This window comes from Eubacterium sulci ATCC 35585 (assembly GCA_001189495.1).
GTDB lineage: Bacteria > Bacillota > Clostridia > Peptostreptococcales > Anaerovoracaceae > Eubacterium_B > Eubacterium_B sulci.
The window spans coordinates 1485273-1509439 of sequence record CP012068.1; the positions used below are offsets into that span (position 1 = coordinate 1485273).

General features: G+C 33.7%; 24 protein-coding genes and 3 pseudogenes. 7 read left to right on the forward strand and 20 right to left on the reverse strand.

Going from position 1 to position 24167, the window contains the following annotated elements; all coding sequences use genetic code 11:
* Nucleotides 1-83: 83 nt before the first annotated feature.
* From ADJ67_06885 to ADJ67_06950, 14 genes and pseudogenes are all read right to left on the reverse strand, one after another.
* Entirely contained in the window at nucleotides 84-1022 is a 939-nt protein-coding gene (locus tag ADJ67_06885) for a Fic/DOC family protein (protein AKT47382.1), read from the reverse strand.
* Between the two features lie 245 nt (nucleotides 1023-1267).
* A complete protein-coding gene (locus ADJ67_06890) occupies nucleotides 1268-1684 on the reverse strand; it encodes a hypothetical protein (protein ID AKT47383.1) in 417 nt (138 codons plus the stop codon).
* 61 nt (nucleotides 1685-1745) lie between these two features.
* Nucleotides 1746-2234, reverse strand: a complete 489-nt coding sequence (locus tag ADJ67_06895) for a hypothetical protein (protein ID AKT47384.1) — start codon at nucleotides 2232-2234, stop codon at nucleotides 1746-1748.
* 36 nt (nucleotides 2235-2270) lie between these two features.
* Nucleotides 2271-3536 (reverse strand): hypothetical protein, encoded by a 1266-nt coding sequence (locus tag ADJ67_06900; GenBank protein ID AKT47385.1) that lies wholly within the window; start codon nucleotides 3534-3536, stop codon nucleotides 2271-2273.
* A 14-nt stretch (nucleotides 3537-3550) separates the two neighbouring features.
* Nucleotides 3551-4093: an isochorismatase gene (locus tag ADJ67_06905; GenBank protein ID AKT47386.1), complete on the reverse strand. Its 543-nt coding sequence runs from the start codon at nucleotides 4091-4093 to the stop codon at nucleotides 3551-3553.
* Nucleotides 4094-4171: 78 nt separating this feature from the next.
* Nucleotides 4172-5092, reverse strand: coding sequence for a hypothetical protein (locus ADJ67_06910; GenBank protein ID AKT47387.1), 921 nt, complete (start codon nucleotides 5090-5092; stop codon nucleotides 4172-4174).
* A 109-nt stretch (nucleotides 5093-5201) separates the two neighbouring features.
* Entirely contained in the window at nucleotides 5202-5621 is a 420-nt protein-coding gene (locus ADJ67_06915) for a hypothetical protein (protein AKT47388.1), read from the reverse strand.
* A gap of 36 nt (nucleotides 5622-5657) precedes the next feature.
* Nucleotides 5658-5948, reverse strand: coding sequence for a hypothetical protein (locus ADJ67_06920; GenBank protein AKT47389.1), 291 nt, complete (start codon nucleotides 5946-5948; stop codon nucleotides 5658-5660).
* Nucleotides 5949-6352: 404 nt separating this feature from the next.
* Nucleotides 6353-7624 (reverse strand): ATPase AAA, encoded by a 1272-nt coding sequence (locus ADJ67_06925; protein AKT47390.1) that lies wholly within the window; start codon nucleotides 7622-7624, stop codon nucleotides 6353-6355.
* A gap of 135 nt (nucleotides 7625-7759) precedes the next feature.
* A pseudogene (locus ADJ67_06930) lies at nucleotides 7760-8113 on the reverse strand (hypothetical protein).
* A 105-nt stretch (nucleotides 8114-8218) separates the two neighbouring features.
* A complete protein-coding gene (locus tag ADJ67_06935; GenBank protein AKT47391.1) occupies nucleotides 8219-8803 on the reverse strand; it encodes a hypothetical protein in 585 nt (194 codons plus the stop codon).
* Between the two features lie 10 nt (nucleotides 8804-8813).
* Nucleotides 8814-9518 (reverse strand): cobalt transporter, encoded by a 705-nt coding sequence (locus tag ADJ67_06940; protein ID AKT47392.1) that lies wholly within the window; start codon nucleotides 9516-9518, stop codon nucleotides 8814-8816.
* Nucleotides 9508-11025, reverse strand: coding sequence for an ABC transporter (locus ADJ67_06945; protein ID AKT47393.1), 1518 nt, complete (start codon nucleotides 11023-11025; stop codon nucleotides 9508-9510). Before ADJ67_06945 ends, ADJ67_06940 begins: the two co-directional genes overlap by 11 nt.
* Nucleotides 11026-11027: 2 nt before the next feature.
* Nucleotides 11028-11762, reverse strand: a pseudogene (locus ADJ67_06950) (ABC transporter).
* Nucleotides 11763-11822: 60 nt separating this feature from the next.
* On the opposite strand from ADJ67_06950, the gene ADJ67_06955 reads away from it, so the two are divergent.
* From ADJ67_06955 to ADJ67_06985, 7 genes are all read left to right on the forward strand, one after another.
* Nucleotides 11823-13493 carry a recombinase gene (locus ADJ67_06955; protein ID AKT47394.1) on the forward strand — a complete coding sequence of 557 codons (1671 nt, stop codon included), beginning with the start codon at nucleotides 11823-11825 and terminating at the stop codon, nucleotides 13491-13493.
* Between the two features lie 172 nt (nucleotides 13494-13665).
* Entirely contained in the window at nucleotides 13666-14283 is a 618-nt protein-coding gene (locus ADJ67_06960; protein AKT47395.1) for a glutamine amidotransferase, read from the forward strand.
* Between the two features lie 129 nt (nucleotides 14284-14412).
* Complete coding sequence (locus ADJ67_06965) at nucleotides 14413-14733, forward strand: hypothetical protein (GenBank protein AKT47396.1); 321 nt, start codon at nucleotides 14413-14415, stop codon at nucleotides 14731-14733.
* 240 nt (nucleotides 14734-14973) lie between these two features.
* Nucleotides 14974-16434 (forward strand): conjugal transfer protein TraA, encoded by a 1461-nt coding sequence (locus ADJ67_06970; protein ID AKT47397.1) that lies wholly within the window; start codon nucleotides 14974-14976, stop codon nucleotides 16432-16434.
* A gap of 61 nt (nucleotides 16435-16495) precedes the next feature.
* Nucleotides 16496-16915, forward strand: coding sequence for a conjugal transfer protein (locus tag ADJ67_06975; GenBank protein AKT47398.1), 420 nt, complete (start codon nucleotides 16496-16498; stop codon nucleotides 16913-16915).
* 15 nt (nucleotides 16916-16930) lie between these two features.
* Nucleotides 16931-17545 carry a hypothetical protein gene (locus ADJ67_06980; GenBank protein AKT47399.1) on the forward strand — a complete coding sequence of 205 codons (615 nt, stop codon included), beginning with the start codon at nucleotides 16931-16933 and terminating at the stop codon, nucleotides 17543-17545.
* Nucleotides 17546-17652: 107 nt separating this feature from the next.
* Entirely contained in the window at nucleotides 17653-17817 is a 165-nt protein-coding gene (locus ADJ67_06985; protein ID AKT47400.1) for a transposase, read from the forward strand.
* A 29-nt stretch (nucleotides 17818-17846) separates the two neighbouring features.
* Here the strand turns inward: ADJ67_06985 and ADJ67_06990 are convergent.
* The 6 genes and pseudogenes from ADJ67_06990 to ADJ67_07015 form a co-directional block, all read right to left on the reverse strand.
* Nucleotides 17847-18836: pseudogene (locus ADJ67_06990) on the reverse strand (ABC transporter).
* Entirely contained in the window at nucleotides 18829-20616 is a 1788-nt protein-coding gene (locus tag ADJ67_06995; protein AKT47401.1) for an ABC transporter ATP-binding protein, read from the reverse strand. The pseudogene ADJ67_06990 and the gene ADJ67_06995 overlap by 8 nt, the downstream one beginning before the upstream one ends.
* A 103-nt stretch (nucleotides 20617-20719) precedes the next feature.
* On the reverse strand, nucleotides 20720-21292 hold the full coding sequence (locus tag ADJ67_07000; protein ID AKT47402.1) for a TetR family transcriptional regulator: 573 nt from the start codon (nucleotides 21290-21292) through the stop codon (nucleotides 20720-20722).
* Nucleotides 21293-21430: 138 nt separating this feature from the next.
* A complete protein-coding gene (locus ADJ67_07005) occupies nucleotides 21431-22291 on the reverse strand; it encodes a hypothetical protein (protein AKT47403.1) in 861 nt (286 codons plus the stop codon).
* Between the two features lie 469 nt (nucleotides 22292-22760).
* The gene (locus tag ADJ67_07010; GenBank protein ID AKT47404.1) at nucleotides 22761-23654 is read right to left on the reverse strand and encodes a hypothetical protein; all 894 of its coding nucleotides are present in this window, start codon (nucleotides 23652-23654) and stop codon (nucleotides 22761-22763) included.
* Nucleotides 23655-23940: 286 nt separating this feature from the next.
* Nucleotides 23941-24141, reverse strand: coding sequence for a hypothetical protein (locus ADJ67_07015; protein ID AKT47405.1), 201 nt, complete (start codon nucleotides 24139-24141; stop codon nucleotides 23941-23943).
* Nucleotides 24142-24167 lie beyond the last annotated feature (26 nt).

Below are 24167 nucleotides of genomic sequence, written 5' to 3' on the forward strand. Positions count from 1 at the left end.
AAAGCTTTTCACCCTTAATCGGCGGGATAATGAAAAATGTATTTCCTGTCTTTATTCTTGCCTAAAGTATTCCATCTTTATAACTACATAGTTTTCCAACAATTCTTTTTCATAAAATCAGAAATAATGGATATATCCTCTCCCTCATAATACTTTACCAGCAAATTTTTAAATTCCGGAACTTCTTTTTCTGGAATAACTAAAAATCCTCCTCCATGAGATATTAAATAGTGATTAGCAAAAATAACAGATGCTCTCTTATTTCCATCAAGGAAAATTTGCGTCTTCATGCAATAAAGACATAACTTAATTGCGATATCAATTGCATCCGCATCATCATCAATGATTTCTGTTATTTCGTCTTTAATATCTATCTCATTAGGTATTGGTGGGATATATGATGATCCACCTATTGTCACAGGAACACCTCTGATTCGACCCCCTTCTGCAAAAAATCCTTCGTTAACAAGTCTTGCAATATAGCTAAGCATATAATAATCCGATTTGCTTGCTATTACATCTTTATCTAAAATAAACTCCCATGCATGCTTTAAATTTAAGATTTTCTGTACATCAGTTGCAGTCATCCCACTAACTTTTCCATTATCTATAATTTCTTCTGTTTGGGGAAAAGATGTGGCTACCCCCTCTAGCACAGCCTGGTCGTAGATATTATTCTTCATATTCACTCTTGCAAACGCTATATTATTTATTACATCAGCAGGCAGTTCATCATCTGAATATCCAGCTGCAGCCAGTTGCTTTTCTATATGTCTAAGTTGCTTTTTTATTTCACGGGTTTCTCTAGCATTGCGAAGAAGTAGATTATAAAGTTCTTCGGTATATACTCCTACATAAGTTGATGCCAGCTTACCTGCTACACGCTTTCTTATATAAAGATACTTTCCATCACCACGTTCTTTAATTTCAGGGGTGCCATCATAAGGCATCAAATTTAATCTGGCATGAAGATCAGCACGACTTCTAAGCAATTCTTGTATTTCATTATATTTTATAGCCATTATTTCACTCCTTGGGGAACATTTCCTATTGTAACTATACCATTTTGTTCCCCAAAGTTCAATAACATGTAGGGAATTTCTTATAGCTTATTTAGCAATATTTGTTCCCCAATTAAATATTTAGTGTCTCGACATCTACATAAATATATCTCCCTGACAGTAAACGCTCAGTGAAATAAAAAAGAGGATCGAATTCAATTTCAAACCCCTCTAATACTTGTTAATTCATTTTTATATATAATCAATCAAAGCTTTTCACCCTTAATCGGCGGAATAATGAAAAATGTATCTCCTATCTTTACTCTCGCATAAAGTATTCCATCTTTATAAACATATCCATCAAATGGAGGATACCCATCCAATGTCTTGAGTACTTCATCCGGCAAATAGTTAGGATCATAATCTCTTAATGCAGCTGAACCCATCACTCGTTCTGTTATTTTCGCATTGATTTCTTTTTCATACTTTGCGTAAAACTCATCCCGGTCTGTTTCGTAAAGCGAGAGATCGCCTTCATCGATTTTATAGTACCTGTCATATCCGGCAATCCAAGCAACATAAACGCATAGCATATATTCCTTTATCTCAGGACAATAAACTATTTTGAAATAATGTTCACTATCAATTATTTTGTTTTCTATGCTTATTTTCCCTGTATACATTCTCCTGCAACTCCCCGTATTACAAAAACTAATTTAATTAAAGACCGTCTTATACAATTTTTTACTTTACTGAGTTTTCACCTAATGATCTTCTCATTATTTGACATGCTGCATCATGCATTGCTATTCCGCCAGTGCTTGCACAATATTCAGTAAGAACTTCAAAAGGAATTTTTCTATCGAAACTATCAAAGGCAGATTTCATCACACAGCAGTCGGTATCAATTCCGACAAAACACAATTTTTCTATATGTTCATTCTCTAGATATCTCAAAAAATCATCGGTAAAACAGGTGTTAATATTCTTATCAAAAACCCGTTCTGCTACCTGTTTGATAAATGGATCCAATTTTTGTGAGTCTTTATCCATCATTTTCTTCCAATTAGTAAAAATGTAATGTGGGCTATCTTCAGTGTTAACAAAACGTGTCGCTACCACCCTTTCAAATTTTCTATGTTCTAGCAATTCCTTTATTTTACTTGGAATAAAAGATGTATCTTCCATTAAAAACCCTTTTTGAATATCAATAATTACAAGGCATTCTTTCATATCAACATTCTCCTACAAAACAAATCATTTATAAAATTAGTCTTTTTTTATGATAAAAACAACCGCTATAATAACAAAAAAAGTCATAGATATAATAGGCCACATCTTCAAATTACTGCACCCACCTGTCATTCCTGAGTACAACATTGGGGCAATCTGAACAAATGCGATAATAAATAATAAAACCTCATTCATAACGGAATACTTACGTTGTTTCTCCCCTTCACGGCTTTCTGTTTCATCTATGCAATAATTGATATATTCTATATAGTTTTCCTTTTCACGATTTATCCCACTAGTTTTTATTAACTCGCCACGAATTTCATAAATATATACCGAGATAGAGGAATCATTATCGCCTATAAATTCATTGTATTTTCTCTGAAAATTATACTTTTCCTTCTTTAACTGAGCGGAAGTAATCTTTTTACTTTCCATACACTTTCTCAGATTGAGATACTGACAATATGTAAAGAACCACATTGCTTGTAAGTCCACCTCTAGGCATTCCATTATTTCCGTGTATTTCCCACGAAAATTCTTAAGATAAACAACTACTGCTGCCCAACTGACGTAAATCGCACAGTCTTCAGATTTTATCCAGTTTTTTGGTTCATCATTATTTTCAACTTCAAAATTATACGGATCAAAATTTTGGTCCTTTTCTTCTAGTTCTAACATAGCCATTGTATCTTCCTTGTGGGCAATGCTAGGTTGAAGCATTATATGGAGATTTTTCTTGTCTGTTTCCATCAATATTCCATAGTCTTTTCTTTTATTGTCTTTGCTCAAAATGTAACTTACTGTCATTACATATGACAGGCCATTGCTTTCCCAAGTCTCGCTTGCTGATGGTCTAATATGTATTTTTTTAGAGCATCCCATTGTTCTCAATTCAGATATAATAGTTTTTATCTGATCTGAAATTTCTCCATGCTTGAATTCCAATATTTCTTTATGAGCCTGTTTCCTGTAATCGCAATATCCAACAGCGTATTTATTGTCTATCTGATATAAATTATCTTCAAACACAAATACCCCTATTCCATATGAAAAAATGTAAAGTTTCAATGCAGTAGAAATCTCAACTTTTAAAATAGCATCCGTCGAAATACAGCCTAAAAGACCTGGAATCTCAAGCAATTTAAAATCCGATTCCTCAAGGTATGTCTTGATTTTATGTTTGTATTCCTCATCTATACTACACCCCAAGTCAAAAGGAATATACCTTTGTGGGATTATTACATCTTTGTCGCCATCTAAAATGATATCTCTTTTATCAGCATCTATAATTTGGTTCATTAGCGCCCTCTATTCTATATAATATCTAAATCTTCCCTTGAAGCTGGGTCAACATCAACCAACTGGTTTTTACCTATTAGCCTCTTCAGAACTAGTAATCCAGCTTTATGGGATTCCGAGCCACCATTTGAATCAACGTACTTAGTTAGTACTATAGGTCTTATATTATTTTCAAACAAAGCAGTTGCTATTGTTAAAACGCAGCAATCAGTATCTGCTCCTATAATAAAAACCTTTTTAGGATATTCCCCATCATTTAACTGGCACAGCCTCTGAATAAAGCTTGGGGTCACACAATTGTAAATATATTTATCTACATAACAATCAACATATTCCTCTATTCCTGAAATGATCTGTCTTTCATCTTCGGCTTTCAACCTATACCAGCCAAACATTTTCTCGAACATACTTTTGTCATTATTGAGAAATCGAGTTGCTATTACTGAGTCAAACAAATCTCTTTTTAAAAGAACTTTAATGCGTTCGGAAAGTTTGACCATCTGTTCGGTCCTTGCAAAACCATTCTGCATATCAATAATGATAAGAATATTTTTCATGATTTACTCATACTCCTTTATATGTTTTATTTCTTCAAACTGGATTTGTATTTAATAAATTCTATCAATCGGTAAACTTTATATCGAAGATGAATAACCTGCTTTCATTAGCTCTTGAATCCTTGCAATCCTATCGTTCTTATCAGGATGGCTGCTTACTAAGTTTGCAAAAAGTCCATTTGCATTAGTGCCACTAAACGACTCCAAAAGGGCACATAATTCATTTCCATAACCAAGCCTAAATGAAAACTCATCTGCCTCATATTCATTTGCACGGCTGGATTTCATAACAAGCAGAACGCCAATCTTTGTCCAAATCCATGTTAACCCTATTACAACTATAGTCATCATTAAATGATAAATAGTATTCATCAAAGCTGCAAATGCCCCTTTCGCTCCACCAGTAAAAATTGAAAAAAAGGCAAATGATAGATGGAAAAACTCTAAGGCAATTCTAAATCCTAGGATGAACGCACTCACAATAAGGTTTCCGACAGCTACAACTAGAATTAAATCAGTATCCTTGTGTGCCAAATGACCAAATTCATGTCCGAGTGTCGCCTTAATCTGATCAACCGGCATATATAGCATCCCCTCCGTAACGCATATGGTCTTTCTTCCTGTTGCAAATGCATTCGGTTCTTCATCATGATTCATGTACAGCTTAACCTTATCTGAAATCGATGGATCAAGCTTCTTCGCTTTATCATAGACCTCTCTAAAAATTGGTTCTATAAAGTCTCTATGCTCATCGCTTTTGATTTTCTTACAGCCCGTCTGTAATCTTAAGATCCACTCTCCGACTGGTGATAATGCGATTAGTAAGGAAACTAGATATAACACAATTCCTATTAACAGGGCCTTCCAAAACGGTATAGTTCCATTTTCTAAGACAATGCTTAGTATTACTGCGATAACAAGAATATTTAGTACCAAGTATATAAATACTGGAATATTTGATTTCCTCACCGTACGTTTAAAAAAATCTATAATATACATGAAATAAATCCCCCCTACATCAAGATGGTTATTTTTGCTTTGATGTTGCGATTAAACTCATTATATAATTTTTTTGTGTGTATGATACAAGAATTTATAAATCTATAATTTACTTCTCGACGCGGTACACCATATCGCCGCTATTCCAAATATACATAATTGCTGACACTGGTGGTTTACCCTCTTCCCAAAGCCAGCCTGTATATGTTGTTGTGTTGCCAAAATAGCCTTCTGTGATTATTTCAAACTCCGAGCCTTCGTACTCATTTACAAATTGCTGTAATTCGATAGCCTTTCCATAAAAACGACCTTCACCCAAAGTTTTATTAAATATCAAAACATCGCACATGTCGATGTCACATTTTTTAAAACATATTTCACCTGGGTACGATCTTTCTTCGCCTTCCACAAATTCATATATTTTATTAACTTTTAATGTCAAAGTTTTGTTGTGATATTTGATTTTTTTCACCCTACTATCATGAAGGCTGAAAAGTATATTGCTTGTTCTATCGTGTATAAAATCCATATTATTCCTCATAATTTCAAATTAATAAACTAGAATTTATCGCAAATCAAGGTTGCTATTCTCTCTATTTCCCCAAATGTATTTGTGCGGACCACACCACCCGCATATACAATCTAGCAGATCTGCAATCCACTCTTTAGACAAGCCATCCTCTAAACTGTTGTGATACTTTAAAAGTAGCTTGAATGCCTGCTCTTGCTCAATACCTAAATCTTTTATTTTAATCAAAATATCATATCCCTGCTCGTGGTATGCACAATAATTTTCCTCTGTAATATTAGTAGAAAGTTGCTTTATTTGATTAAATAATTTATCATATAAACTCATTATTTCACCTTCAAAACCTAATTATTTAGCTTTTTTACATAAAAGGTTGCTCTTCCTTTGCCATGCCTTTCAATGTACCCTTCCACAGTCAACTTCCTAAGCATATTTTCGATTGTCGCCTTTCCTAAAAATCAGTATAAGCAGCTAATATGGTTCTAAGAATATATTTTATAAATGGCACAGGATCTTCTTTGTTTTCATGCCAACCTAACCAGCTTACTTTTTGCTGGGTTTTCATAGTTAAAAAATCTCATTCGCCTACCTCATTTTTATTTCGCCTAATTATAGCAAACTTATAGGCGATTATTAAGAGTTTAGGTGATTATTTACTGTATCCTATTCAACCTTCAGCTGTACTGTGTATGCGCTAGCATATCTCCTAGATGTCTCTTATCTAGCAATCATTACGGCCTTAAAGCCGTAATAGGTATAACATAAACACCATCATTTCTTTTATAAGCAAAAGGTGCTTTTGCACACAACACCATCATAAATGACGGTTTGGACATATTTTTTGTATCTATTTTAGATGCTAAATCTTTTAAAGTTTCAGCACCTTCTTCAATTAATTTATCGCCACCAAGTTTAATTTCGATAAGTCCATAAGCTCCATTTCTTAAATGAATCACTGCATCACATTCTAATCCGTACCTATCTCTATAATGATAAACTGTTCCATCTAAATAGTCTGCATAAATTCTTAAGTCACGAACACATAAGTTTTCAAATAAAAAACCCATAGTGTTTAAATCATCTAGAAGATCGTTAGGGCCTATACCTAATGCTGCAGTTGCAATAGATGGATCCGAAAAGTATCTTGTATCTGTTGTTCGTATGGATGTTTTCGACCTTAAATTTGGGTTCCATGCCGGAGAATCTTCTATAACAAATATTTTTCTTAAGGCATCTAAGTAAGAATAAAGTGTTACCTGATTAAATGTATCTGACTGATTCGCTAACAGATCTTGCCTAATAGTTTCTAGAGAACTTTGCGTACCGACATGTCTTGCATAGGATTTAAGTAATCTCTTAGCTCTTTCTTTATCCCTTTTTATAGAATCCACTCTACTAATATCAGTAGACACAACAGAATCAAAATAATCTATAGCTTGAAATAAAGCTGGCTTTTCATCTAAACCGATTGCTTTTGGCCATCCACCTCTACAAATAAAAAAAGCGATTTCTTCAAGACTTGTTTCATTAATAGCTGAGATGGTTTTGCCTTCGAATAAATCTTTGATAGAAATATCACCGTTCGAATCTTTTGATTCATATAAACTCAAAGGTCTCATCAAAAGCCTAGATATCCTTCCTGTACCTGTATGCATAGAATCATCAAATTCATTAGGTACAGCTGAACCTGTTAAAATAAATTGACCAAATTCATCCCTATTATCAACCTCATAACGCACAGCATTCCATAAATTTGGTGCTATTTGCCACTCATCAATTAGTCTTGGTGTTTCTCCCTCAAGTAAAGTATTGGGAGAAAGCTCTGCCATTTGCTGATATTGTTTTGACATATCAGGACGATCCATAGATATAAAGCTTTTAGCCATTTGTTTCGCTGTTGTTGTCTTTCCACACCATTTAGGACCTTCAATTAAAACTGCACCCTTTGCGTATAATCGTTCTTCTAACAATTTATCTGCGATCCTAGGTAAATACTCCTTCATGAATTCCTCCCATACCCATTATTTGTATATATTTTACCGCTTATTAAAGTATTTGTCCAATTTTTGTTAAAGTATTTATCTAATTTTTACTAAAGTATTTGTCTAATTTTTATTAAAGTATTTGTCTAATTTTTATTAAAGTAATTCCACTTTTATGTTTGCTACATCAAAAACATCCTTCACCTTGTCAAAATTGCTGCTCATAAGAGTTGCTTCCTTTAGGTTTGGAAATTGCTGTAGCTCTGTTAAGGTTATTTCATTTAGATCAAAGCTTTCATCTTCTCCGTCCCATTGCGGAATAATATTCATATACACATCATTACCGCCGTCCATATAGATTGTTTCTACGTAATGTGCAAGCCTCTTTGGAACTTGTAAATTCTCAAAGAAATTCATTGCAGGTTCAATTATGGTGTAACTCTCTGTATCAATCTCTTCTTCTCTGTAACTGTCGGCAAAATCATAAATATCAAATCCCCGTTTACGTAAAGCGTAATATGCCTTAAATCCCCATTTAAGCATTTTGAATTTTGCTCAAATCCCTATTCGACAGTCGTGCTTTTGTGACATCTGCCATCACAAACGAAAGATTGATTAAATCACTCCTGCTTTTTCAAAATGTTTTTTGAGTATCCTTGTTGCAACATATGCTCCTATGCAAGCAAGAACAAAAGTTATCAAGCCAAATCCTGCTGCCCAGGAAACTTTGAAATAAGATAATGCTTCATTTATTTGTGCTTCGCTCATTTTCCATTTTGATGCTCTTTCCACAAAAGAAGCTGTCCCGAATAAAATTACAGGAATTACTGTTCCTAAAAAATCTGCTAATGCAAATGTCCCATACCCAATAATCATTCGTCCCTTGCTCTCATAATTTCCTATAATCAAATCACATATAATTCCACCGATTACAGCAAAGACTGCATGAGGTAAATGTCCTCCCGACAACGCAATTAAACCAAGAAGCGTTCCTGATATTGTAAATACACCCTTCTTTTTAACTTTTACAGCCATAAGAATATAAACAGTAGCAGCCACCATAAAGCTAACTCCTGAAGCAATAAATCCTCCAATAACTGTTGTTGCCATAGCAAATGCTACTGCCATGTATATGACAATTCCAATTGCATTAAAGATTCCGATTGTAATAAAATCACGACCATTCAATTTGTTTTTCATAAAAATCCTCCTAATAAATTTTCTGTATTACTATCACAAGAGCAATCATCAAAGCTCCTAATAGTCCAATCATTAAGTCTGTTTTCCTAAACCGCAATTCTGTTAATGTTACCCTCTTCTCATCACTATCAAGTCCTCTAATGAGTGCTGAAGCTGACAGTTCATCTGAAATCTTAATCATTCTCATTAAAAGTGGAACAAGCGTATATTCAATATATTTAATTGGATGTAGCAACGGGAAAAATCTGCTTGTTACGATTCCTCGAATCTTCATATTTTCTTTTAATGCCTTGAGTTCTATTTTTATAGTTGGTACAAACCTAAGCAAAACACTAAAAGGTATACCAATGCTTCTTGGTACTTTCATTCTATTTAACGCTTCCAGCATTTCACTTACACTTGTAGTCTTTGTTATATATCCACCAAACATAGCGATTAAGGTCATTCTTGATGCAAAGTAAATAAACATATATATTGCAAATACAATACTTGCTTCACAAAATTTTCCAAGCCCTAACTCTATGCAGTATAAAAGCACAAAAAACAAGATAAAGCGTAACGCTCTTTTCCACATCCCGCTATATAAATATAGAAAAAAGGCAAAAACAATTAGTACAAAAAGTAGAATTGTATCGCTTATAAAAAAGCTCGTAAAGGAGGCAATTGGAAGTAGAGTAAGTTTTATTCTCGGATCTACAGTTTTTCTATCTGACAAGCTCTCTACCTCCTCTCATTTTGTCTAATATGAGAAATTTATTACTTTCACTCATATCTAAAACAGTTTCTATTTTTCCATCTCCCATTACCCATAGCTTGCTCACTGTGTTTGCTAAAAACTCAAAATCATGACTTATTACCAAAACTGTTGTCCCAATTTTCAATTGTTCTTCAATCAGTTTTGCGACGGAAAGCATTGAGTCTTTATCACAACCTGATGTTGGTTCATCATAGATGAAAATCTTTGCCTGTTTCATCATTCCACAAGCTATTGTCAATCTTTGTTTTTCTCCTCTTGATAAAGCAAACGGATGCTTATCAATGTATTTGTCTAAGCCAAGTACACTCAAAATAGACTTTGCCTTTTGAGTATTTTCTTTTTTATCTTTACTTGAAATACCAAGTAGCATTTCATCAAGTACACTTTCCGAAAACAACTGATAGTCTGAATCTTGAAAGACAAAATATGACATATCCATTAAATCTTTATGATTAAGCGACTTATCTTCCCTCGCCCATATTGTTCCCTCTTTTACCTTCTCAAGTCCTGAAATCACTCTTGCAAAGGTAGTTTTCCCGGTACCATTTAAGCCGATAAGACCAATGGCTTTTCCGCACTCCATATTGAAATCAAGATGATTTAAGATGTACTGTTTTTGCTTATTTCCAACCTTAGTTGCACTTGGGTAACAAAATTTTAAGCCTTTTCCACTAATACTTTCATCATTTAAGTGATAAGAATCTTTCTTCTCACTTACCCTATATTCTTCTAATTCAAGAGTTCTTAGTCCATTTGCATCCCAAAACTCCCCTTCAAGATGGATAACTTCTTCTCGACTCAAGTCTTTCGTAATTTCTCCATCTTTCATCAAAAGAAAACGGTCAAATAAAGACTTTACATAGTACAAACGATGTTCAATTAGAACAACCGTTGTTCCTTTTTTCTTTAATTTCTCCAAAATTAAAAACAGGTCAAATGTTGCTTTCATATCCAAATTTGCTGAAGGTTCATCTAAAATTAAAACTTTCGGATTCATCGCATAGATGCTTGCAATAGCTATCTTTTGTTTCTGTCCGCTTGATAATTCAAAAACAGATTTTCCTTTCAGTTCCTCAATATCCAGCTCTACATATACTTCTTCTACTCTCTGTTTGATTTCATCTCTTGATTTGCAGATAGTTTGAAGACCAAAAGCTATCTCTTCATCTGTAGTTGTCGTGAAAAACTGACTTCTTGGATCTTGAAATACAGTTCCTACAATATGCCCTATTTCATGAAGTAATAATTTGCTTATATCTTTTCCTGACGCAAAGGCTTCTCCTTTCATTTTGCCTTTGTAATAATGTGGGATAAGACCATTCATTACACTTCCAAGAGTGCTTTTACCACTTCCACTTTTCCCTGAAATTAAAACAAATTCACCTTTTTTAATTTCAAGATTGATATTTTTTAAAGCCGTTCGTCCATCTTCCCATTCATAAGAAACATCTTTTAACAAAATCATGATTATACCTCGTACTGAGCTTTCCATAATTTTGTGTAGTAACCATCTTTCTCAAGAAGTTCCCCATGCTTTCCTTTTTCAAGTAAATTTCCTTTTTTAAATACGAGAATTTGGTCAGCTTTTTGAATGGTTTTTAAATGATGAGCCACCACAAGTACAGTTCTATTCTTTGCAAGTTCTGTAATGGCATCTTGTATCAAAGATTCATTTACAGGATCAACATTACTTGTCATTTCATCAAGAATTAAAATAGGTGCATCCTTTAGAAAAGCTCTTGCAATAGATATTCTTTGTCTTTGTCCACCTGATAAAATCCCACCATTTTCTCCAATATCAGTTTCATAATCTTTTGGTAAACTCATAATGAAATCATGTATCCTTGCTTTCTTTGCAGCGAGGGTGATTTCTTCTTTCGTTGCTCCTTTTTTACCTACCCTAATGTTTTCTTCAATCGTGTTATCAAACAGTTGAACATTTTGCATGACAATACTAATACGATCTAAAAGCTCATCATAAGGAATATCCCTTATATCAGTTCCTCCGAGTGTAATTTTTCCTTTATGCACATCATAAAATCTTAAAAGCAAGTTGGTTATAGTAGTCTTTCCACTACCTGATTCTCCAACTAAGGCTGTCACCCGTTTTTCAGCAATAGAAAAGCTCAATTTTTCCATTTTAAATTCATCTTTTTCATATGAAAAATCTATGTTTTCAAAAGCTATATCATTATCTTTCGGAAAGGATTAACCTTTTAGGGACAGAGAAAATAACAAAAACTTGGAAAGGAGGTAATTCTCATGTCAAATACGAAAAGAACAGGACAAACAGCTCTTTATGAGCGTTTAAGTCGAGATGATGAAATGCAAGGAGAAAGCAATTCCATCACCAATCAAAAGCAACTACTTGAAAGCTATGCCAAAAGAAACGGCTTTGTAAATATCTATCACTATACCGATGATGGAGTAAGCGGAACAACCTTTGATAGAGAGGGATTTCAAAAAATGATAAAAGCAGTAGAAGAAAACAAAGTATCTACTGTGATAGTAAAAGATATGAGTAGGTTTGGCAGAGACTACCTCAAAGTAGGTTTTTACACCGAAATACTTTTCAAAGAAAAGGGAGTAAGGTTTATCGCCATCAATAACGGAATAGACAGTGAAAAACAAGCAGAAAGCGACTTTACCCCATTTCTAAATATCATGAACGAATGGTATGCAAGAGATACATCAAGAAAAATACAATCTATCTTCAGGGCAAGAATGGAAGAGGGGAAAAGAGTATCTCCAAGCGTACCATACGGCTATTACAGAAACCCAAAGAACAAACAGGAGCTACTTGTCGATAAAGAGAGTGCAAAGGTCGTAAAACGCATTTACAGGCTTGTAATAGAGGGATATGGAGTAACACAGATAGCAGATATACTAACCAAAGACAAAGTCCTTATCCCATCAGCCTATGCAGAAACCCATTATCCCGAAAATAACCATAGCTCAAAGAAAAGAGGAATAGAAGACCCATATTTTTGGACACCGACCACAGTAGGTTATATCTTAGAAAAAAGAGAATATATGGGGCATACTGTATTAGGAAAGACAATTAGTTTAGACTATAAAACCAAAAAAAGAAGAAAGGCAAAAGAAAATGAACTCATTATCTTCAAAAATACCCACGAAGCCATCATTGACGAAGAAACATGGAATAACGCCCAAAGGTTAAGAAAAACAGTGAGAAGAAGTCCAAAGTATGGTACAACCTCACACCCATTCACAGGGCTTTTAATCTGTTCCGACTGTGGAGGAAAGCTAAGCTATAGAGAGCCGGCAGAACATAAAGAAAAGAAGTACGATTGCGATTATTGTTTTGTATGTCAACATTACAGACACAGAAAAGGCTCTTGCAGTATGCACTACATCAAAGTAAAAACAGTAAATGAAATTCTCCTAAAATCAATCAAAGAAATCACAGACTTTGCAAAAGAAGAAAAGCAAGAGTTTCTAAAAGTGATGAACAAGTTATCCGACGAAAAAAGAGAAGAAAAGTATCAAGAGGATAAAGAAAAGTTAGAAAAACTGTCATCAAGAAATGCAGAGCTAACAACACTCATTACAAAGCTGTATGAAGACCACGCACTTGGTAAAATTCCTGTAAAACATTTTGACAGATTATTTAATACCTATGATATGGAGCAACAAGACTTAGAAAAGCAAATACAGTATTTTGAACAAGAAATAGAAAGCTATCATCAGAGAAAAGTTGATACCGATAAATTCTTAAAGATGATAGAAAAATATACAGATATTGAAAAACTTACAGTACCAATGATAAATGAGTATATAGAAAAAGTTGTAGTCTACGAAGCGACAGGAGGAAGACAAGGCAAATATAGAAAACAACAAGTTGATGTGTACTTTAACTTTATAGGTAACTGTCAAGTGCCACAGAAAGTAGATATAGAAAAAATGGCTTAAAAGTGGTATAATATTATAAATATTGAGTGAAGTAAATTAGAATTTGACGAGGAGATAGCCATGTTAAATATATGTTCTAAAAGGTTTAGAAAAATATGGTATATTATTTTTCATTACAGAGGAAGCCTTTCAATTATTCACTAAAAATAATTTTAAAGGAGACAAGTAAGAAATGAAGAAAATATATATGTATTTACTAGATACGATGGCAGACTGGGAGAATGGCTACTTTTTACAAGGATTTACACTACAAAAAATGTTGCCAAAACAAGAATATGAATTATGTACCGTAGCTACTTCTAGGAAGCCTATAAAAACTGCTGGTGGTATGACTTTGATTCCCGATATTACATTAGATGAATTAGACGAAAATCAAGCAGCGGCATTGTTGCTGATTGGTGCAGATACTTGGGGCAGTACAGAACAGACAGCTATTCTTGAAGTAGCCAAAAGCTTAATAGAAAAAGGGGTATTGGTTGCAGCGATTTGCGGAGCAACTTTGGGACTTGCAAATGTGGGAATATTAGACACACAATACCATACAAGTAATGCTTTGTTTTTCTTAACAGGTATGTCATCGAATTATAATGGAGAGCAATATTATAAAGATGTCGCTGCTGTAGCTGATGATAATTTAATAACAGCAAGTTCCGCTGGTTCGTTGCTTTGGGCAAAATATATCTTTGAAAAGTTAGAAATATATTCTTCTGAAACCATAGAAGCATGGTACAACTACTTTTCAACAGGAAAGGCAAGTTATTTCGGAGAACTAATGAATACATTTTCCTAATAATCAAATTCCAGTTTGTCGAAATGAAATAATTAAATAGAAACAATAGTATAGCAGCTTACGAAACAGTAAATCAAATCGGTTTACTGTTTTTTCTTTGCTCAAAACATAAAGAAAGGAAAACAGAAGATGAAAAACATAGATGAAAAAATCTTAATTACAGAAGAAGAAATCAAGCAGTTACAAAACAAAAGAAAAAAGCTCATCAGTCAGCAGAAACAGGAAGAACGAAAGAAAAGAGATAGACGGCTTTATGAAAAAGGAGCAGTCTTTGAAAGTATCTTTACCGAGAGTAAGGATTTTACCAAAGATGAATTTTATCAACTCATTACATTTCCGAATATCAAAGAAGTAATCAATCAAAAAATCAAGAAAATCATGGCAATGCGAGAAGAAAGTGGAAATCAAAATACAGAAATGAAAGAGGAAGAAACGGACATAGAGGAATAGTCCCTTGTTTACAAGGGCGCACTTATACACCCTAAAGGGTGTGTGCGTTCTCCGAAGGCTCTTAGCAGAGGGCATATCAGCTAACGCTGATACAGGGGAGCTACACTCCCCTACGGAAATAAATTTCCTACCCCTTGTGTACTTCCCAAAAGAAATCGGATAAAAGCTATCCGATTTTTTTAGGAAGTCTTATCCATCGCCACCATATCCATATTAGAAAAAGAGAGGAGGTTTTCCCTTATGGCAATATATCATCTTAGTATAAAGATTGTCTCAAGAGGAAAAGGAAAAAGTGCAGTTGCAGCTTCTGCCTATCGAAGTGGCGAAAAGATAAAAAATGAATATGACGGAGTAGTTCACGACTTTACAAGAAAAGGAGGGATAGCACATACAGAAATTCTCTTACCACAAAATGCACCACAGGAATTTTTAGATAGAGGAACATTATGGAACAGTGTAGAGAAAATAGAAAAAAGTAAAAACTCACAGCTTGCAAGAGAAATAGAAATTGCATTACCTAAAGAATTAGACAGGGAAAAACAGATAGAGCTTGTACGAGAGTATGTAAAAGAAAATTTTGTAAAGATCGGTATGTGTGCCGATATTGCTCTACACGATAAAGATGACGGAAACCCACACGCACATATCCTATTAACTATGCGACCGCTAAACGAAGATAAAACATGGGGAGCAAAATCAAAAAAGGAATATATCCTTGATGAAAACGGAGAGAAAGTAAAACTTAAAAATGGCAACTACAAAACAAGAAAAATCAATACAGTGGATTGGAACGAACAAGACAAAGCGGAACATTGGCGAAAGGCATGGGCAGACATTACAAATAAATATTTGGAAGAAAATAACATACAGGACAAAGTAGACCATCGTTCCTATCAAAGACAGGGCATAGAACAAATACCGACCATTCATTTAGGCGTATCAGCCACCCAAATGGAAAAGAAAGGCATAACTACCGACAGGGGAAATATCAACCGAGAAATCAAACATCAGAATAAGATATTAAAAGAGATTGCAAGAAGAATAAAAGCCTTACTAAATTGGATAAGAGGAATAGGAAAAGAAGAAAAGGCAGAAACTGATAATCTCAAATCTACCCTCCCATTCAAAGAAAATTTGCTATCCGTTTTTGAAAATCTTATCCGTAAAAATGCAGATAACCATAATACAGATTTAGAACAATACATCGGAAGCTATCAATTCTTAAAAGAGAAAAATATCATTTCCGTATCTGAACTGAAAGAAAACATAGTTACTTTAAGAGATAAGAACTACAAGACCACAAGAGCTATTAAAGATACCGAAAAGCGGATTGACAATAAAGTACAACTTATCGACCACGCCGAAAAATATTTGAAGCATAAAGATACCTATACAGCTTATACCAAGCTAAAGAAAAACAAACAAGATACTTTCTACAATGAGCATACCGCAGAGATTATTTTGTTTGAAAGTGCCAAGAAATATCTGAAAGAACATTTAGGAGAAAGCAAGACCTTAAATATATCCAAATGGAAATCGGAAGCTGCCAATATGAAGAAAGAGAAAAATAGCCTATACAATCAAATATTAGAGATACGAGAGGAAGTAGAACAGGCTGAAAAAGTTAAGACTTGTATTGAACAGTTACAGGAACATTCAAAGCAACTAACACAGGTAAAACGGAACGAGTTAGACCTATAAAATCAAGCGAAAAAATGGTATAATATTAGACAAGTATTTGATTTTGGAGGTGCTTAAATTCATGGATGAAAGAGAGAAAATCATTCGTTTATGGTTTGATATGTGGCTTACACAACAAGACTTAGGAATAGATGATATTTTTTTGGATGATGTGATTTATATTGAGAGTTGGTGTCCTAAGTATGAAAATCGGCAAACAGTAAAGCACTGGTTTAATGAGTGGAATACAAGAGGAAAAGTTCTTGCGTGGGATATAAAGCAATTTTTTCATAAGGATAATCAAACTATTGTAGAATGGCACTTCAAAAATAAAATGAATGAGGGGAAAGTTGAAGAATTTGACGGTATCTCTTTGATTGTTTGGACAGCCGATAATAAGATAAAAGCGTTGAAAGAGTTTGGTTGTAATTGTAACAACTACAATCCTTACAAAGAGAGTGAAACACCATTATTTAGAGATGAAAAAGTAAATTGGTTTTGAGGAGATAAAATATTGATGGAAAGTAGACCTGAGTTTGACAAAATTACATCGTTTGATGAATTTACTAAATACTATTGGTATCGTGAAGAACTTTCACAGATATGCAAGTCATTAGGATTAGAATACAGAGGCACAAAACAGGAACTCAATTATATTATTGAGCAATACTTTAAGGGCAATTTGATTAAAAAATCATCAATAAAAAATGAAAAGAAGCAAGTGGAAAATATTACTTTAGATACACCATTACTTGAATGTGGTTTTTCTTTTAATGCAAAGTTCAGAGAATATTTCGCTGTTTTAACAGGTATCTCACCATTTAAATTTACTGCTGATATGGCAACAGTTTGGAGAAAAGTAAAAAGAGAAAATGATTTGAGTTTTACAATTCAAGATATGCTAAAAGTTTATTATGGGAAATCAGATTATGCAAAGTATGATAATTCGGTTTGTCAATGGAATCAATTTTTAAAGGATTTCTGTGCAGACGAAAATAGTTGCAACTACTCAAAAAAATTAAAAGTAGCTTCTATTCTTTGGAAAGAAGTCAGAAATTCAAGAAATGAAAAAATTTATTCAAAGAATCTTTTGACTGAATATGCCGATAAAATAAAAGAGTATTGCAAGTAGGATATTTTTAGCTTGCTAAACTAACAATTCAATAAAAGCTAACACGAAAGCAGTAAATCAAAAAGGTTTGCTGTTTTTTCTTTGCTTAAAAACGGAAAGGAGGACACATGGAAGAAGAAAAAAGAGTAATAAAAGAACCACAACATAAACAGTTAATAATGGATATTGGAAAAACAAAATACACCGTAAACCTACATTTCAAGCAAGGTACAGGGGAAACATACAAGGATAAAATACTAAAGCTAATCAAGAGAGAAACAGAGAAGATATAAATTTATCAAAAAAATTTTGTTTATGTCCTTGACAAATCTTCCCAAACGATTCCATTCACTTTATCCGAGATTACATCTGCATATAAAATTCTTGAGAGTCTTTCGTAACTATCTACCGCCGAAACATAGTACATATAGTGTTGTTCCATAGAAGCGAATGGCTTATAAAACTCTTTTGAAATTACTGCAAAGATAATAAAATTAAGTACATCAAGATTTCTCTTTACAACAAATATTGTTCCTGCAATTAAAAGAACCAAATATCCAATATCCAGTAAAAACCCAAATATAGATAACTGTTTTGCCTTGAATCTTGAAGCTGCTTTACTTGTTTCTCCAAACTTTTTTGTCTTATTCATAAGCTCATTATCCAAGCTCTTATTGTTTGAAAAACTCTTTAGTACAGGTATTCCTCTAACATATTCAACAAATAAGCTAACCATATCAAGAAGTGCTGAGTTGTTTTGATTTTCAATTCTTTCAGATTGCTTGATTGTTAGATATAGAAAGATAAGTGCAATCGGAACAGATACAGCCATCATAATGGCAAGTTTAAAATCAATACTTGCAAGACCAACAAATACGACTGCACCTACCAAAAAATCACCAAACATTCTTGACCACATGTGTCCTACAACAAGGGACATATTATCAACATCTTTGTGTAAAATTGTATTGATTTCTCCCAATCTTTCATTTGTATAAAAACCTAAACTAAATTTCTTTAATTTGATAATCATGCGTTCTCTGATTTGCTGAACAATATCAAAACCGGCACTATGCTTTTTCATATCCGCAACCATGTTACAAATACCTTTGAAGACTACAAGTAATCCAATCGCAATAAAATATTTATATAGGCTTGCTAAGCTCGTTCCATCAAAGATTTGGAACAGTGTAGAAAATACGATAACAATCATGGCTATGGAGCTTAGCCCATAAAGGGCAAAGAATACACTTGATATAATCAAATCTCTCTTGCCGGTTTTTGTAAGTAGTTTTAACATTTCTCTAAACATTTTCTGTTACCACCTCCGTACACTCGCAATTCGCTTTGCTGCTTGCTCGTGAAAGACTTTCATCTTTTAAATTCCATCTGTCAACCTTGTTCTGTGCTTCTACCATATCACGATAAAAATCACATCTTTTCATCAGCTCTTCTTGGCTTCCTGTATCAAGAACAAGTCCTTTGTCCATAACAATAATTTGATCTGAATTTCTAATTGTATTTAAGTGATGAGCGATTGTAATAACCGTTTTGTCCTTGCTTAAATCATCAATTGCTTCACTAATGAGTTTTTCATTCTCACTATCAACAGCTGCCATTGCTTCATCTAATATCAAAATCGGTGCATTTTTAAGTATCATTCTTGCTATGGAGATTCTTTGTTTTTCTCCACCAGATAACTTAACTCCCATTTCACCTACTCGAGTTTCATATCCATTTGGCAAAGCAGAAATAAAATCATGACATCTTGCTTTTTTAGCTGCCTCTATAACTTCTTCTTTTGTTGCATTTAGTTTTCCGATTGATATATTTTCAAAAATACTTAAATCGAAAAGGATAACTTCTTGCCCGACACTACCAATCAGCATTGATATATTTTCTTGACTATATTCTTTTATGTCTTTCCCATTTATCAGTATTTGTCCTTTGTCTGCATCCCAAAAACCCATAAGCAAATTGGATACCGTACTTTTCCCACAACCACTTGCTCCAACAAAAGCATTTAAGCTGTTTTTCTTAAAAGTCAAATTGATATTTTTAAGCTCAAAGCCATCTTTTCCGTATGCAAAATTCACATCTTTAAATTCTATGTTTCCAAATTCTAAATCTTGTTCTGTCTTTTTATTTGGAAGTGGAACTGTTAAAACTTTTCCAATCGCATTTAATGCCTCCCTAAACACAATAGAAAAATGTTGCAATGTAGCTGTCTTACTTATAGATGCAGTAAACGCAGATGATAAAATAATTGCAAGGATAAAATTAGGCGTTGTTATTTCTCCATAATAAAGAAATATACTTCCCAAAATCATGACAATAACTACTCCAATTTCCATAAATATGTCAATGAGTCCCATTGGAATTGTAATTGCTCCCATGCTCTTTTTAACCCAGTAAATATATTCTCTTGCCGTTTTTAATGTTCTTTCACTAATTTCCTCTTCTTTAGCAAAAGCCTTAATAACAGAAATATTTTTTACATATTCCATTAGCTCTTCTCTCATCTTGTTTTCATGGTTAAAGTAAATAGCAAAGTTTTTATCCATTGTTTTCTGTGAAAGAACTTTTACCAAATACATGAGTGGAACTCCGACAATCATACCAAGTGCAAGACGCCAATCCACAAAAATCATGACTATGAAAATAATGGTAGGCAAAAGCGTAACTGACATTATTTCAGGAAGTCCATGGGCAAGGTATACTTCCACTTGCTCTACATCATGTTGAACGATATTGGTAAGCTCTCCTGTATTATGTTCTTTAAAAAATCCTAAACTTAGTTTTTTTAAATGACCGATAATGTCTAACCTAAGTTCTGTCAATTTTTCATAAGCTTTTTCATGGGCAACCTTTGTTGCAAAATAATAAAACACACCTTTTAATGTAAATGATATAAAGATTCCTAAGAAAATATATTTCAAATTATTTTCGCTAATATTGTTTGTAATTAAAGAACTAATCAAATATACAAGTAAGATTTGTGGTATCAAATCACATACTATTTTTAAAGCAAGAAGTAAATTGGATAAGCCATTTTTTCCAATCACTTTTTTTCTTAATTCTTTTTCTGGCATGAACAACACTCCTTTCAAAATTGAATAATATTGAATTTTAATTCAATATTAAGGTTTAAAGTAAGACTTTGCTGATTACGCAAAGTCTATTTTTTAGTGCTAATTATAGGGATTCCACTCCCTTGTAGTAGCACCTTGCAATAAGTTTTAACATGTCTTTTGCCCACTTTTCACTTTGATAGTGCCTTGCTATTTCGAGAAGCCCCTCTGTAAAGTTACTAGCTAAAATATGAGCAAGCATTGGATCATATTCCTCTTTTGATTGCCTTTTTAAACTTACTTCAATATGAACCTGCATTTGTGATATAAGTTTGTGTTTGGCTTCTGTATGCTTCGTGCCTGAGCTTTTATCCATTAAAATAATTAACTTCTTACGCTCTTTTAAAAGTTCATGAATATAGTTTTCTCCAACTTCATCAAATCTTTCAGAAGCAGAACCTTTTTCCAAAGACTCCTCCTCATCAAAAGCTGACTCGAAATTTATATAAACAGAACTTACTACTGCATCAAACAAAACTTCTTTATTCTTGAAATAGGTATAAATTAGTGCCACAGGGATATCTGCTTCTTTTGCAATCTCTGTTAATTTGGCACCTCTATAATCCTTTTTATAAAATACTTTTTCTGCTGCCTCGAGTATTCTATTTCTAACTTCTTCTTTTAATACTTGTGCCATAGCACACCTCTTTCTATCCCAATACTGAATATATATTTAATAATAAATTGCAATTCAATATTTGTCAAGTTGCCTATAGAAAAACATATAGACACAAAAAATGAGGGTTGGATTCTATCCAAATCCCTCACATAATTGTTAATCGACTTGTTTACCTTCAAGTTCTTTCAAGGTTCTTCCACCTTTAGTTTTCCAGGTTCTAGGTCCACTCACACTATATCCTAGAATAAAATCAGCTGCTGCCGATGAACTTGAAAAAAGAATATCCTCCGTTGTCACCAAGTTATTTACTTTTGATGAGTCAAACAACTTCTGCCTTTGTTTCTGCATACCAACACTTAATGACTTCACAGACATTTTCTCATTTAGTGTTGCTCCGGCAAATACCACAAACCCCTCCGCAGTCACTTTGCCAGTCGCATTCACTGATCCCGATGTGATATAAAGCAATTTATCATCTACCGTATCATTTGATGGGTCAGCCTGAGCAAAAGGCTCAAGTACCTTGTAGCCAAGTGCATTAATAAGTACCTTTACATTATCTACAAATTCCTCCATTACAGCTATCTGCGATTCTTTCATAACTGTATTTCGATAGGTATTCTTTGTAAGCACAAGATATCTTTTACTGGCTCTAGCAATCTCTACAAAACGATTTTCAAGATATCTAATCAAAGCTTTATTGAGATCTCTGCCAATAAAGACAACAGCAGTACTCCAGTAATACTTTTCCTTTTCAGACTGATAATCTCTCAAATGCTGAACAAGTCTATCCTTAACATTTTCTGCTTCTCCAATATATACTGAGTCAGAGCCGTCATCTTCTTTACAAAACAAGAAGTATACACCTGCCTGGGGAATATCATCACGATTACAAGAAGAGACCTCAATACGAGGTATTTTTATTGCCTTTCCATTCCAGTTTGATAACTCTGCAATAATCAAACTATCAGCCGTTCCATTTACAAGAAACAACTCTATCGATTTTCCGTACGCCATTTGAATCACCTACCATTCAATATTTTTGTCTGCCCAACCTATTCTCAATACTATCATCACCCAACTATAAAAATTGAATAGATTTACCGTGGGGGCACTGCTTTTTCTGGACTTGTTTTTTGTAATCATAATATCAAAAAACTTATTTTTCAAGTATTTTCACACTATCACTTATGTACTTTAGTCAACAGAACCACGCACTCCGTATGAAACGAGCGAACACTAAGTATGCCTTAAATCCCCATTTAAATATTCATGAATTTTCCTCAAATCCCCATTTAATAGTCTTACTTTTGTAACATCTGCCTTTATAAAAATACATTAAAATGATTTGCCCAGGAGGCAGCTCTGCTATTCAACGCCGACGGAACTCTTTGATGAGTTCTTGGATCAGGTGTATTCAGTTATCAAAGTGCATGTAGCTTAATTTATTACTTCAAGTGTTCAACTCGAAATTATAATTTGCGTTTTAATTTTGTAACATTTTCAAATATATATCTAATCTTTCATTGATATACTTGGCAAATAAAGACTCCATTGCTTTTAAATTATGTTTCACATGATATTCATCAAAAGCATTATAATAGGCAATCCTATCTGTAAATTTTATATCGATAGGCGGATACCCTGCTTTCATTAACTCAAGATTGACAAGAAGTCTTCCCGTTCTTCCGTTTCCATCAATAAATGGATGGATTCCTTCAAACTCTATATGAAATCTAGCCAGCTTTGTAACAATATGTTCCTCACTAGCTAAATAATTCCTTAAAAGTTCTTCCATTTTAGGAACAATCAAATAAGGTTGCACGGGCTCGTGTGCAGCACCCATGATGCGAACAGGCAATCTTCGGTAGACACCTCTATCATCTTTCTTATCAGCAAGAACTAAATAATGGATTTGTTTAATCACTCTTTCATTAATTTCACATTTTTCCTTTACAAGTTCAGTTACGAAATCAAATGCCTCCTTATGTCCAACTGCCTCCATATGATCTTTTAACGGCTTTTGATCTATAGTAAGACCTCTTAACACTAAATCGGTTTCTCTTAATGTTAATGTATTTCCCTCAATAGCGTTTGAATTATAAGTATATTCAACAGTAAATTCTTCATTCAGTCTTGCCAACTCTCCCTCTGTGAGAGGTCTCTTTCCATCAAGTTCCTTTTTTTTACGATCTATTTGAGATAAAAGACTTTCTTTTGTTTTATAGCGTCCATCTGCAGGTTTGATGGCATCAATTGGTATTTTCCAAGCCCTTCCTTCTTGATATGCCCCAGGTATTTTACCTTCAGCACATAAAATTCTTACTCTTCTATCAGAAATACCCCATTTCTCTGAGGCTTGTTTTACAGTCATAAACATAAATTATCCCTCCAATTATCTTATTGTACCATTTTATCGGAATAATAACAATGACATCGGAATAATATCATGCGTTTTATCGGAACGATATATACGGAATAACCTTAATTATAACGGAATATTATACAGGCACTTTTCGGAATGATATCCTACATATTCCACCTTAGAACCGGATGTCCACCATGAGCTATTTTTTGCTCTAGTGTCAACTTCATAAGTTCCTTGGTTGGTGGACTCATATCCTTAAATCCCTGTCCAAAAGGAACTACGGTAAATCCCATATTTTCTAAGTACAGATTTCTTTAAGTACTTTTTTAAAATCTTCTCCTTTGTTTGAGGAGAATGCCCCTGGGACATTTTCCCATAGCGTGTATCTTGGTTTTGTTCCATTCGTCTTCTCCCTCATTTCTTTAATAATTCTTATTGCCTCATAAAATAAATTAGAGCGAGAACTGTTAAGTCCCGCTCTTTTCCCTGCTATTGACATATCCTGACAGGGACTTCCAAAAGTTA